General features: G+C 65.9%; 11 protein-coding genes and 4 pseudogenes. All 15 read right to left on the reverse strand.

Features of this window, described 5'->3' with window-relative positions; genetic code table 11:
- Positions 1-38: 38 nt before the first annotated feature.
- Positions 39-821, reverse strand: a complete 783-nt coding sequence (locus LWC34_RS41370; RefSeq protein WP_233730667.1) for a type III pantothenate kinase — start codon at positions 819-821, stop codon at positions 39-41.
- 1 nt (position 822) lies between these two features.
- Positions 823-1,296: an aspartate 1-decarboxylase gene (gene panD / locus LWC34_RS41375; protein WP_233730668.1), complete on the reverse strand. Its 474-nt coding sequence runs from the start codon at positions 1,294-1,296 to the stop codon at positions 823-825.
- Positions 1,297-1,308: 12 nt separating this feature from the next.
- Entirely contained in the window at positions 1,309-2,208 is a 900-nt protein-coding gene (gene panC / locus LWC34_RS41380) for a pantoate--beta-alanine ligase (RefSeq protein ID WP_233730669.1), read from the reverse strand.
- Positions 2,205-3,095, reverse strand: coding sequence for a Rossmann-like and DUF2520 domain-containing protein (locus LWC34_RS41385; RefSeq protein ID WP_233730670.1), 891 nt, complete (start codon positions 3,093-3,095; stop codon positions 2,205-2,207). Before LWC34_RS41385 ends, panC begins: the two co-directional genes overlap by 4 nt.
- 36 nt (positions 3,096-3,131) lie before the next feature.
- Entirely contained in the window at positions 3,132-4,205 is a 1,074-nt protein-coding gene (locus LWC34_RS41390; RefSeq protein WP_233731019.1) for a PrsW family intramembrane metalloprotease, read from the reverse strand.
- A 191-nt stretch (positions 4,206-4,396) separates the two neighbouring features.
- Positions 4,397-5,287 carry an IS982 family transposase gene (locus LWC34_RS41395; protein ID WP_233723300.1) on the reverse strand — a complete coding sequence of 297 codons (891 nt, stop codon included), beginning with the start codon at positions 5,285-5,287 and terminating at the stop codon, positions 4,397-4,399.
- Between the two features lie 350 nt (positions 5,288-5,637).
- On the reverse strand, positions 5,638-7,059 hold the full coding sequence (locus tag LWC34_RS41400) for a DUF6779 domain-containing protein (protein WP_233730671.1): 1,422 nt from the start codon (positions 7,057-7,059) through the stop codon (positions 5,638-5,640).
- Positions 7,060-7,138: 79 nt separating this feature from the next.
- Positions 7,139-7,597, reverse strand: coding sequence for a DUF3180 domain-containing protein (locus LWC34_RS41405; RefSeq protein ID WP_233730672.1), 459 nt, complete (start codon positions 7,595-7,597; stop codon positions 7,139-7,141).
- An 11-nt stretch (positions 7,598-7,608) separates the two neighbouring features.
- Positions 7,609-7,722: pseudogene (locus tag LWC34_RS59105) on the reverse strand (2-amino-4-hydroxy-6-hydroxymethyldihydropteridine diphosphokinase); the annotation flags it as partial.
- Positions 7,708-8,079, reverse strand: a pseudogene (folK, locus tag LWC34_RS41410) (2-amino-4-hydroxy-6-hydroxymethyldihydropteridine diphosphokinase); the annotation flags it as partial. The pseudogenes LWC34_RS59105 and folK, both read right to left, overlap by 15 nt.
- Entirely contained in the window at positions 8,076-8,438 is a 363-nt protein-coding gene (gene folB, locus LWC34_RS41415; RefSeq protein WP_233730674.1) for a dihydroneopterin aldolase, read from the reverse strand. The pseudogene folK and the gene folB, both read right to left, overlap by 4 nt.
- On the reverse strand, positions 8,435-9,271 hold the full coding sequence (gene folP, locus LWC34_RS41420) for a dihydropteroate synthase (RefSeq protein ID WP_233730675.1): 837 nt from the start codon (positions 9,269-9,271) through the stop codon (positions 8,435-8,437). The genes folB and folP overlap by 4 nt, the downstream gene beginning before the upstream one ends.
- A pseudogene (gene folE / locus LWC34_RS41425) lies at positions 9,268-9,612 on the reverse strand (GTP cyclohydrolase I); the annotation flags it as partial. The pseudogene folE and the gene folP, both read right to left, overlap by 4 nt.
- 975 nt (positions 9,613-10,587) lie before the next feature.
- Positions 10,588-10,875, reverse strand: a pseudogene (locus tag LWC34_RS41430) (GTP cyclohydrolase I); the annotation flags it as partial.
- A gap of 2 nt (positions 10,876-10,877) precedes the next feature.
- A complete protein-coding gene (ftsH, locus tag LWC34_RS41435; protein ID WP_233730676.1) occupies positions 10,878-13,040 on the reverse strand; it encodes an ATP-dependent zinc metalloprotease FtsH in 2,163 nt (720 codons plus the stop codon).
- Positions 13,041-13,179 lie beyond the last annotated feature (139 nt).

Raw genomic sequence — 13,179 nt, forward strand, 5'->3', positions numbered from 1 at the left:
TTAGCCGTGTTCTAACGCCGCTAACCACTCACGAGGGTTTACCTGGTGTTTCGTTCGAAGACGAGGCGAAGGCCGAGCAGGGTCAAATCGGGGTGGTGGTGTTCGATCGTCTCCGACTCGGCGATCACCAGTGGTGCGAGGCCGCCGGTCGCGATCACGCTCACCGGGCCTGCTTTGTCGTGGCCCTGCGAATGCAGTTCCGCGATGATCCGTTTCACCAGGCCGTCGACCTGTCCGGCAAAACCGTAGAGAATGCCGGACTGCAAGCATTCCACTGTGTTCTTGCCGATAACCGAGCGCGGCCGGACGAGTTCGACCTTGCGCAGCGCGGCCGCCCGCGCGGCCAGCGCGTCGACCGAGATCTCGATTCCCGGCGCGAAAACGCCGCCGAGGAACTCGCCTTTCGCCGATATCACGTCGATGTTGGTCGACGTGCCGAAGTCGACGACCACACATGCCGTGCTGTACAGGTGGTGCGCGGCCAGGGTGTTGATCACCCGGTCGCCGCCGACCTCCTTCGGATTGTCCACAAGCAACGGAACGCCGGTGCGAACTCCGGGCTCCACAATGATTTGCGGCACGTCGGCGTAGTAGCGATCGAGCATCACCCGCAACTCCCGCAGCACGGCGGGCACCGTCGACAACGCGGACACCGCGGTGACGCGGTCGGCGTGTTCGCCGAGCAGGCCGCGCATGGTCAGCGCGAGCTCGTCGGCGGTCATGCCGGTGACGGTCCGCATTCGCCAGTCACGGACCAGTTTCTCGCCGGAGTACAGGCCGAGGACGATGTTGGTGTTGCCTACGTCGATCGCGAAGAGCACGTCAGGAATTCTCCGGCTGGAGCAAGGCGTCCAGCGCGGCGGCATCCGCTGTCTCAGCCGTTTGTTCGACGATGGCCCCGCTGAGCAGGTCGGATCCGTCTGGTGCGTGCGCCGGATCGGCGCCGAGGTCGACAACCTTGTTCTGGCCGTCGACGAACACCACACGCGGTTTGTAGGCCGCGGCTTCGGCGTTGTCCATCATCCCGTAGGCGATCATGATCACGATGTCGCCGGGGTGCACCAGATGCGCCGCCGCGCCGTTGATGCCGATCACCCCGCTGCCGCGCTCGCCTTCGATGACGTAGGTCTCCAGGCGGGCGCCGTTGGTCACGTCCACGATGGTGACCTGCTCGCCGACCAGCAGGTCGGCCGCTTCCATCAGGTCGAGGTCCACCGTGACCGAGCCGACGTAGTGCAGATCGGCCTGGGTGACCGTGGCCCGGTGGATCTTGGACTTCAGCATCGTGCGCAGCATGGTGGGTTCCCCTTACAGCCCGGGTTCCGACGGCGGGTCGCCGAGGCGCAGGCCGGTGTTGTCGATGAGTCTCGTGGTGCCGACCCGGGCAGCCACGAGCAGGCGTGCTTCACCTTGTTCCGGCGCGGGACCGAGGTCAGGGCCGCGCAGATCGAGGTAGTCAACGGCAACATCCGGGTGTGCCGCCAGTACTTCACGGGCAGCTTTGATTACCTCTTCGTGCCCTTGGCGGCCGGCATAGGCACCGGCTGCCAACGCCGCGGACAACGCGACAGCGCTCTCGCGTTCCGTGGCGCTCAAGTAGACGTTCCTTGACGACAGCGCGAGGCCGTCGGGTTCGCGGACCGTCGGCACGCCGATCACGTGCGTGTCCATGTTCAGATCGGCGACCATCCGCTTGATCAGCATCAGCTGCTGGTAGTCCTTCTCACCGAACAGCGCGTAATCCGGCCGGACGATGTTGAACAGCTTGTTCACAACGGTGAGCACGCCCGCGAAGTGTCCTTTTCGGACGCTGCCTTCCAGCTCGTCACCCAGCGGTCCGGGTTGGACAGTGGTCTGCGAGTCCGGCGGGTACATGTCCTCGCGCTCCGGCGTGAACACGATCTCCACCCGCTCATCGCGGCACGCCTCGAGGTCTGCCTCAAGTGGACGGGGGTAGCGCTCGAGATCCTCATTCGGCCCGAACTGCAAGGGATTCACGAAGATCGACGCGACCACCACGGTGTTCGGGATGTTGCGCGCGCGGCGCAGCAGCTCGCGGTGCCCGGCGTGCAACGCGCCCATCGTCGGCACGAGCACGATCTTGTTGCCGACCGCGCGCAGCGCCCTTGTGACCCTGGCGACGTCCTGCGGGCTGCTGTGCACATGCAGCGCACCGCGGGTGAACTCGGGTGCCTTCGGTGCCGTCACTCGTGCTCCTCGTCAATGGCCTGGAAAACGTCCGGCGCGAGATCCGCGCGCAGCAGACCGCTGTCGCTCGCCCGCAGAGCGGTCCGACGCGCCATCTCCCGGTAGCTGGCCACCAGCTCGGGCGCGTTGTCCCGCAACACTTTCAGATGCTTACGCACCGTACCGGCATCGCCCCTGGCGACCGGCCCGGTCAGCGCGCGGTCGCCGTGCCGCAGCGAATTGTCCAGCGCGGCCGACAAAAGCGGGCCGAGCATCCGTTCCGGATTGCCGACACCCGCCTGCCGCAACAGGTCTGTGGCGTCGGCGACCAACGTGATCAGGTGATTCGACGCGTGCGCCAAGGCGGTGTGATACGCCGGACGAGCCGCCGACGGCACGCGGATCGGATCCGCGCCCATCTCCACGACCAGGGCCTCGCCAACATTCCACGCGGCTTCGTCGCCGTCCTGCGCGGTCACCCCGACCGAACAGGCGACAAGACGGTCAAGATCCTCAGCACGCCCGGTGAACGTCATCACCGGATGCAAGGCCAACGGCAGCGCTCCATGGTCGGCAGCAGGCTGCAGCACGTCGACGCCATACGCCCCGGACGTGTGCACCACGATCTGCCCAGGCCGCAGTGTGCCCGCGGCCGCGAGCCCGCGAACCATGCCTTCCAGCGCGTCGTCCGGCAACGCCAGCAGCACAAGGTCAGCCTTGCTGACGACCTCGTCCGGCGGCAGCAAAGGCACACCAGGCAGGAGTTCCTCGGCACGCCGCACGGAGTCACGCGAAACCCCGGACGCGGCGACAACCGCATGCCCTGCCCTGGCCAGCGCGGCACTCATCACCGCGCCGACTCGGCCAGCGGACACCACGCCCACTCCGAGGCGCGCGGGACGGCTCATGCCTTGTCCTTTCGTCAAGCCAAGGTGAGAGCGTAACTATTGCCGCTTCGCAGCGCTGACCGCCGTGGCCCGGCTCACGCGAACTGCCTGCATGAGCAACTGCTCAACATGGCCGTCATCGTGGCTGTTGCGATAAAAAGCCAGTTCAGAGACGGCAGTCTGGTAGTCGGCGACGGCCCGTCCAGCATCGGGCCCCGACTTGCGAGCGACCTTTTTCCGCCATTGGCGACGACGTTTGAGGTTGGACAGGACGTCGATCTCACTGCCCGCGATGAGCCCGTCACCGACCATCCGGGGCAGTGCGCCCGCGATGATCTTCTGTTCCCGTTTGCGTGCCCAGTTCACGAGCACCCCCGCGCCAATGAACACCGGCAGCATGATCAGGAAGTAGACGTTGAGGAACGTGGTCGCAGTGCCCAGCGTCGCCGCGGAGTTCCACAGCGCGTGCAGAACCACGGCGCCAAGGTAACCGCCGAGCGGAGCCGCGACCTTGACCCAGTTCTTCGAAGTGCCTGCCGCGACACCGATCCCGATGCCAGTCATCACGGTGAACAGCGGATGCGTGAACGGAGACATGACCCCGCGAAGGATGAACGCGGCGATGACTCCGGCGGAGTCGACCGTGCCGAACCCGTGCTCACCGAAAATGCGACCGAAGTAGTAGATGTTCTCGGTGAACGCGAACCCGGCCGCGCACATCCCGGCATAGACGATGCCGTCGACGACCCCGTTGAACTCCTGCCGTTTCCACAGGTAGACACCGAGAACGAAAGCGGCCTTCGCCGCCTCCTCGATCAGCGGCGCCGAAGCCACCGCGGCGACGGTGTTGCCACCACCTTTGCCGAGCAGCAGGTCACCGACGACCTCGGCGGTGTTGTTGATCAGCAAGGCGGTCAATGTCGCGCCACAGGCGCCCCAGACGAACGCGAGCCACAGCAGCCGCGCAGGCTCCGGCTCCCACCGGTCGATCCAGAGAAAGGCGGCGACAACCGGCCCGACCGGCAACAACGCGACCGCCAACCCGACAAGCTCGGCGACCACACCGACGCTGGCGGTGAGATAGGCGAACACGCCAATACCCGCCATGCTCAGCAGAATCAGCCCGACCATGGGCAGCAGAACGGTCTTACGTCGCGGTGTCGGCCGAACGGGAACAGCCGGCTCCTGGGTGATCACAGAGACGAACCTTAGAACCAGGCGAACCTCGACCCAACATGCGCCCGGGACCGAGCACCCGGGTAGCAAGCGACGTATAGCTGTGAGCGCAGCGAACTAGATGACTGATTCCGTGAAATTGGTGTTCAGTGATCGAACGCGATCAGTGACCGCTTGCTGGTCACGCCGGTTTCCCAGTTCTGCCAGATCCCGGCGGCCATGGCCAATAGCCGCTGGGCGACGCGGGTGAACACCCCGGCTGGAGTGCGGGCGCCGTGGTGCTCCAGGTCGAGCTGGCCTTTGAGGGTTTGGTTGACCGATTCGATCCACTGGCGCACGTGGCCGAGGTTGCCGTGGCGGTAGGTCTCGTCGCGGCGGTCCGGGCGCAGCAGTCGCAGGCCCAGCGCCGCGGTCAACTCGTGGAAGTGCTTGCCGGCGAAGCCTTTGTCGGCCAGCAGGATCTGCCCGGAACGGATGAGGTGGTGGTTGCGCTCCAGCAATGCGGCGAGTACCTCGCGCTCGCCGAGCTTCGGGTTGGCCAGGCACCACATGATCGGCATCCCGTCGCCCGCGCAGACCAGGTAGAGTTTCAGGCCCCAGTAGAACCGGGAATGCGCGGCGCAGTAGCCGTAGCCGGCGTGCCCGGCCAGGTCCGAGCGTTTCACCGTCTCGCGCGACATGCCGCACGGAACGGGGGTGGCGTCGGCGATCCACACATCGTCGAACCAGGACGGGCAACACGCAGCCAGGACAAGAACCGCCTTGCACAGCAACGGATGGACGTTCTTGAGCCGCTTGTGGTAGCCGGACTGCTCCGGCAGGTACGGGAACATGACCTGCCACTCGGCGCTGGAGCGGATATGCCGGATCCAGCGCCGCTCGCTGGGGTACCGCAGCAGCACCTGAGCCACGGCCAGGGTGATCAGCTCGCTGTCGGACAGCAACGGCCGACGGCCGCGTCCGGCGCGGGGTGGTACCACGTGATCGTCGATGAGCACGTAGAGTGCGGTCAGGAGGGTGTTCAGTTCTTTCGTCACACATTGATCTTGAACACCCTCCTCTCATGTCCGCGCCCCGGCCTCACTTCACGTGATCTTCACGGAATCAGTCATCTAGCTGGAAGTCGGCGACCGGGTGCCCGCGCGTGTCTGCCGCTCCGGCATGGTGTGTTGAACGCGAGCGGCGCACGGCGGCGGGTGACCGAGCTGGGAGCGAGTCGAGCAGTTTGACTCACCGTGCCGGTGGGGCGGACACGCGGTAGTTCATCCAACCCAGCCCAGCTGAAACCGGCAGCAAACCACGCCGCAAGCAACGTGCATTTCCCTGTTCCGCAACGGTGGACACGGTGTGCCGGAACGGTGGACACGGCGTTTGGGTGGGCTCGGGTTCAGTCTTCCTTGCGCCTGCGCCGCCGGGGTGTTTCTCCTGATGCCCCGTGGGCCGCCAGCAGCTCGTTCACCGACTTGCCCGCGGCATGCGAACCCGTCTGCTCGGCCGGGGGTGCAGGGGGCTTGGCGTGACTGCCCGAGGGCTGCTGTTGCTGCCGGGCCTGGAATGTCTCCTGCCACGATGGCGCATCATCCGCCTTGCGCCGACGCCCGCCTCCCGTGGTCTCGACCTCGGGCGCCCGCCGACGCCCACCGGCCTCCTCGGTCGGCGGCATCTGGACAACCCGGCTGGCCGGTTCGGGCTTACGCACCGGGGGCGGCGGAGGCGGAGGCTCAGGAGTCCGAACAACGGGCCGCTGCACGGTCGGCTCGACGCTCTCCCGGATGACGGGCCGCTGGACCGTCGGCTCAGCGGTCTCCGGCAACGGCTGGATCCGGGTCGGTGACTCGACCTCCGGGCGCTGCATCGGCTGGCTGGGCTGAGGCTGCTTCGGCGGCCGAGGCGGACGGCCGGTTGCCTGCTGGACCGAGTGCTGCTGGATTGGGGGCTGCTGGCGTTGTGGCGGAGGCGTGTTGCTGCGTTCCCACGATGGCGTCCAGCCCGGGTCGATGCCTTCGCCGAGGCTGTTGGCCGAATCCCCGGCCACCGGCTGGTGGTACGGGCCCACTGGCGTCACTGGGTCCCACCAGCCGGAACCTGGGTTGGCGGGGTCGTCACGCCGGGGCTGGCGGATCTGCACCTGGCGCTCGGCAGGCTCACGCGGCGGGCGCTGGGGCTGGGGACGCTGTGGCTGCGGGCGGGCGGCGGCCCGGGGCCGGTCCGCTGCCACGCGGTCGATCAGCTCGGTCTGCGGTTCGCTTGGAATGATCACCGGCTGCTGCGCCGAAGCCGCCGGGTTCAGGCGTTTCACCACCTGGCCCTGCTGCGGGAGCTGGTGTTTCTCGTCCGGCAGTGAACGCATCCTGGTCGCCTGTGCCTGCAGCGCGAACCGTTCGACCAGCACTTCGCCGCCGAGCAGGGTCTGCAGGGTCTCGCGGAGCTGCCCCAGCTCGGTCCGCAAGGCTTCGATGTCCGCACGGGACTGTTCTTCGGCTTTGCGTTTGGCGTCGGCTTCGAGTTCCAGCTCGTATTCGCGCCGCGCGGCGATCTCACGCTCGAGTTCGAGCTCATAGATCGCCTGCATACTTTGCGACTCGTCGGTCTTGTCAGCGACCTGACGGCGGAATCGCGCGGCAAGGAACGCACCGACCAGGGCCGCCCAGAGGGCCGCGAGGATGCCCATCTTGAGGAAGCGGGCGTCGTCGGTCAGTACCAGGATCAACGTCGCGCCGAGCACCAGGACCAGGGCGCCACCGAGCAGAAGGCGAGCCGTGCTCGGCACCCTGCTGGAGTCGCGCGTCGAGACGGCACGGCCGGACATGCCTAACACCGTACCTGTCAGTTATCGCTCCGAGACCTGCTCGTGGCCGAACCTGCGTTAAATCCACGCTTTGCATCGATCAACGGTCGTCGGGCTCCTTTGGTTCATCCGGTGTCTTGAGACAGTTCTCCAGCCACAGTCCGGCCGCGATCAGAGCGGCCGAACAGACCGCGCCGATGATCGCACTGGTGGTGTCGTTCGACGCTGCGACGATGTCTCCCCGTTTAAGAAACACGTAGATCAGCACGCCGATCCAGGCGCCGAGCATGATCGCGCCGAGCACGGACGACGCTTTGGCCAACGCGACCGCACGCGCGGCCGTGAGCGCCTCCACGGGCTTGCCTGGCTTGGTCCGGCGGATACGTGACCGCAGTGAGAAACCCAATACCACGTCGATCACCGCGATGATGATCAACGTGACACCGGCCAATGTGGGCAACGGCGGCAGCGAGCCGTACGCCGACTGCATGATCAGGTACAGCACGACCGCAGCGAGCAGCCCTGCGATGACCAGGTCACGTGGCCTGGTGAACTTCACGCCGCCTCCAGCTTGAGATCCTCACGCAGCCGCACACCCTCGTCCCCTAACGCCGTAACCAGGTCAGCGATCGGACCGTGGCCCGGCAACGAAGCGTCCGGTTGCAACTCCAGCCACGGCACCAGGACGAACGCGCGCTCGTGGGCACGCGGGTGCGGCAATTCGAGCCGCGGATCAGTGCTCGTGACGCCGATAACGGTAATCACATCCACATCGAGCGATCGCGGGCCCCATCGGACCTCTCGGACACGCCCGGCAGCGTTCTCCAGATCCTGGGCGAGTCGCAGCCAGTCCCATTCGTCGAAGTCCTCACGCGACGCGACCACGATCGCGTTGAGGAAATCGTCCTGATCCGTCACGCCCCACGGCGCCGTCTCGTACACAGAAGACACGGCCAGTGCAGGCAGTCCGTCCACCGCGGACTGCAGGTGACCGAGCCGGTCGCCCATGTTCGAGCCGATCGACAGGACGGCCGTTGTCATGCGCGTTCCCGCCGCACGGTGACCGCCACATCGGTGAATGTCAGCGGGATCGGCGCCGACGGCTTGTGCACAGTGACCTCGACCGCGCGCACCCGCTCATCGGACAGCACGTCGTCAGCCACGTCACCGGCGACCGCTTCGATCAGGTCACGCGCCGGGCCGCCGACGATCGCCGCCGCGCGTTCGGCGAGCTCGCCGTAGTGCATGGTCTTGGCGAGGTCGTCGGTTTTGGCGGCATCGGTCAGGTCGAGCCAGACCGTGATGTCGATGAAGAAGTCCTGGCCGTCGCGCTTCTCGTGCTCGAACACACCGTGGTTGCCACGAACCCGCAGCCCGGTGAGCGTGATCCGGTCGCTCACACCCGCTCCCATTCAGCCACCACTCGCACCGCGTCCAGCGAACGCATCACGTCATGCACTCGGACACCCCAGACGCCTTTCGCGGCGGCCAGCGTGGAAATCGCCGCTGTGGCGTCCTCCCGGCCGTCCGGCGGGCGCGGTGTGCCGTCCTTGTCGGCCAGCAGCCTGCCGACGAAACGTTTGCGCGACGCCCCGACCAGCACGGGATGCCCCATGGCCATGAAAACGTCCAAGGCACGCAACAACGCCCAGTCGTGCGGGGCTTGTTTGGCAAACCCGAGGCCCGGATCGATCACGATCGCGTCCGGCGAAACCCCGGCTTTCAGCGCTTCGTCCACCCGCTCGCACAGCTCGGCCTTGACCTCGCTGACCACGTCTTTGTAGTTGGCCAGGGAATTCATGTCCTTGCTGTGGCCACGCCAGTGCATCAGGATCCACGGCACCCCGGCGCCCGCGACGACGCGCGCCATGTCCTTGTCCGCCAAGCCACCCGACACGTCGTTGACCACGGTCGCGCCCGCGGCCAGCGCCGCCTCCGCGACCCGCGCACGCATCGTGTCCACGCTGATCCGGACGCCCGCGGACGTCAGTTCCTTGATCACCGGCTCGATCCGGCCGATCTCCACCTCGGCGGCGACCCGCTCGGCACCCGGCCGGGTCGACTCCCCGCCGACGTCGATCAGGTCCGCACCGGCCGCCCACATCTCGTGGGCATGCCGCAGCGCGTCGTCCACAGTGAAATAACGGCCGCCGTCCGAGAAGGAATCCGGGGTCACGTTGAGGACACCCATCACCACGCAGCGGCCGGGATCAGGCAGCAGCCGATGCGTCATCGACGCGCCTTGATCAGGTCCAACGCCTCCGCACGCGACGACGCCGAAGTCTTGAAGATTCCACGCAGGCCCGATGTCGTCGTCCGCGCGCCAGGCTTGCGAATGCCACGTACCGACATGCACAGGTGCTCGGCCTCGATGACCACGATCGCGCCACGCGGATCCAACGTCCGCATCAGCGCGTCGGCCACCTGGGACGTCAGCCGCTCCTGCACCTGCGGGCGCCGGGCATAGGCGTCGACCAGTCTGGCCAATTTGGACAGTCCGGTGACTTTTCCACGTTCATTCGGAATATATCCGACGTGCGCGACCCCGTGGAATGGGAGGAGGTGATGCTCGCAATTATGCGTCAGGTGTCCCGCGATCAAGAATGTCGGATATGGATCACAGGTAAAGCTGTAGACCGTGAATGGCTTCGCACCAGTCGCACGAATTCGCTCGACCGACTCGACTTCCACCCACATCGATTCGTCAAGATCAGTTCGATGAGACTTCTGCGGAAACCCATGCTTTCGATACCAGCTGTCCACGATGTACAGCTTTGAGACGTCGGCATTCTTCGCTGGAGTGAATCTCGCACCGATCACTGCAGCAAGGTCTTGCAAGAACGGCACGTTAGCGCTGACAGCAACTCGATGTGGATCCCTTTTGCTTCGAAATCCATCGCCGTCGACGTACCCGTCTAGGAAGCCATTGAAGACTTCGAGATCATTCAGCACCACTTCCGGGAACCGTTGGCGCATATGGTGCGCGTCGCCGCCCATGTACTGACGCATGAGGTCGGCCAGATACGACGACACGACTCGAACCCGGAAACCTGGAACTGGCTTGATCTCCCGGAAGCCACCCGGCCGTACAACCGGCTCGATCCTCGCATCGATGCCGAACCCACGGAACAGCGATTCGGCGAACTTCTTCGCGAAGAGACGATCATTCACGACAAGCGAGACGTACCGATCGCCGACAGTCGCATCCGAGCAAACAGCGCCGATCACGTAGCCGAAGTCATAGCCCAAGCGAGGCTTCCACCGATCACGACAAAGACTGCGGGCACGCGTCCACTCAATGTGAGTTCCGGCAACGTCCTTCGCCTCCATCCACCCATCGGGTGTAGCGAGTGGATGATCAGGAGTCACTTGGAAACGACCACCAGTTGTGCGAACTTCGACGAGTTCTCGGACTTTCCGGGCTGTCACGTTCGTCACTGTCGTCTCTTCGACTTTGCCCTCGACCAAGGTCCACAGCTGATCGCCGACTTCGACATCGCATGCACGTTTGCTTCCGGTAACCGCGTTGACGTGCTGCCTGCTGGGAACGCACATGCTGTACATCGGAATGTCCGTGACGAGCACCAGTTCCTCGTGGGACTCGTCGAAAGTCTTTGCCAGCACGGCATCCGGGTCCATGTACAACCCGGCGAACATCTCCCGGTACGCGCGGGCGACCCGGGCAGGGGTGTCGGCGAGACCGTCCCGATCGGGGTCTTCACCGCACGCGACAAGCAACTCACGCACGGCCTTCTCGGCGCGTGCTTGGTCGAAAACGGGACGAACGGAGCGGACGCCGTCCGAAGAGGCGGCACCCGCTCCGTTCTGTGACTCGATGCTCAGTTCTTACCGTCCCGGTCATCCTGCTCCGGCGGCGACGTCGCCGGACGCCAGCCGGGAGGCGCGCCGTAGTTCGGCGGGCCACCAGGCCTGCCTTCCGGCACGTACGGTCCGGGGCTGGCAGGCAAGCCGTTCGGCACGGGCGCTTGCCCGTTGTTGGCTTCCTTCGGCAGGTCGTTCGCCCCGCCGACGGCACCGACCGGGGTCGGCTCCGGCTCTTCCTGGACCGGCGGCCACGGCTCGCCACGTTCGATCGCCAGCTCGCCACGGGTCTTGATCGGCGGCTTGTCGGACGGCACGCGCTCACCGAAGTCGTTGAACGCGGTGATCCGGGGCCGCTTCTCCACCCGGGAGAAGATCCGCTCGAGGTCCTTGCGCTGCAAGGTTTCCTTGTCGAGCAGTTCGACCACGAGCTCGTCGAGCACGTCGCGGTAGGTGTTGAGCACCTCCCACGCCTCGGTGTGCGCCGCTTCGATGAGCTTGCGCACCTCCTCGTCGATCTCGTGCGCGACTTCGAGCGAGTAGTCCACGGCGTGGCCCATGGAGCGGCCGAGGAACGGGTCGCCGTGCTCCTGGCCGTACTTCACGGCACCCAGCCGGGCGCTCATGCCGTACTCGGTGACCATCGCCTTGGCGATCTTGGTCGCCTGCTCGATGTCCGAGGACGCGCCGGTGGTCGGCTCGTGGAAGACGAGCTCCTCGGCCGAGCGGCCGCCCAGTGCGAACACCAGGCGGGCGATCATCTCCGAGCGGGTCATCAAGCCCTTGTCGTCCTCTGGCACGACCAACGCGTGCCCACCGGTGCGGCCACGCGGCAGGATCGTGAGCTTGTACACCGGCTCCAGGTCCGGCATCGCCCACGCGGCCAGCGCGTGCCCACCCTCGTGGTAGGCCGTGATCTTCTTTTCCTTCTCGGAAATGATCCGGCTCTTGCGGGCCGGACCACCGATCACGCGGTCGACCGACTCCTCAAGGGCGGCGTTGTCGATCAACGAGCCGTTCTGGCGTGCGGTGAGCAGCGCGGCCTCGTTGAGCACGTTGGCCAGGTCCGCGCCGGACATGCCGACCGTGCGCTTGGCCAGGCTTTGCAGCTCGACGTCCGGCGCCATCGGCTTGCCCTTGGCGTGCACCTCGAGGATCTTGCGACGGCCGGTCAGGTCCGGTGCGGACACCGGGATCTGCCGGTCGAAGCGGCCTGGGCGCAGCAGCGCGGGGTCGAGGATGTCGGGCCGGTTGGTCGCCGCGATCAGGATGATCCCGCCGCGCGCGTCGAACCCGTCCATCTCGACGAGCAGCTGGTTGAGGGTCTGCTCGCGCTCGTCGTGCCCACCACCGAGGCCTGCGCCTCGCTGACGGCCGACGGCGTCGATCTCGTCGACGAAGATGATGCACGGCGCGTTCTGCTTGGCCTGCTCGAACAGGTCACGCACACGCGAGGCACCGACACCGACGAACATCTCGACGAAGTCCGAGCCGGAGATCGTGTAGAACGGCACACCAGCCTCACCGGCGACGGCCCTGGCCAGCAGGGTCTTACCGGTTCCAGGCGGCCCGTAGAGCAGCACGCCCTTCGGGATCTTGGCGCCGAGGGCCTGGTAGCGGCCCGGGTTCTGCAGGAAGTCCTTGATCTCGTACAGCTCTTCGACGGCCTCGTCGGCCCCGGCCACATCGGCGAAGGTGGTCTTGGGCATGTCCTTGGACAACTGCTTCGCCTTGGACTTGCCGAAGTTCATCACCCGGTTGCCGCCGCCTTGGACGTTGTTCATCATCCAGAGCAGGAGCAGGCCGAGCAGCACCAGCGGGATCGCGAACAGCAGGATCTGGGTGAAGATCGACTCCTGTGTGACCTTCGTCTCGAAGTTCACGTTGTTCGTCCGAAGCAGGTTGAACATGTCGTCGCCGGCCTGTGCCGGGAACGAGGTCATGATCTGCTTCTGGTTGTTCGCCTTAGCCGCGTCCTTGAGGACCAACTTGAGCTGCTGCTCTTTGTCCTCGAACGTCGCGGACTCCACGTTGCCCGTGGTGATCTGAGTGATCGCCTGAGTCGTGTTCACCTGAGCGAACCCGCGGTTGGAGTCAAAGATCGTGCTGAACGCGAGGTACAGCAGGACCACTGCCAGGATCCAGAGCAGCGGGTTACGGAGCAGTCGCTTGCGGTCCATTCACTTACGGCCGCCGGGCGGCCTCGACCCTCCCTGACTTGCATTTCGGGTAGTGAGCCCCACTACCCGGCCGGCGGGGCAATCCGGTCCATCCAGCGTACCGCCCACTTCCAGCGCTTCACGCGCCAAGTGACAGAGC

The organism is Kibdelosporangium philippinense, assembly GCF_021390435.2.
In the GTDB taxonomy this organism is placed as follows: domain Bacteria; phylum Actinomycetota; class Actinomycetes; order Mycobacteriales; family Pseudonocardiaceae; genus Kibdelosporangium; species Kibdelosporangium philippinense.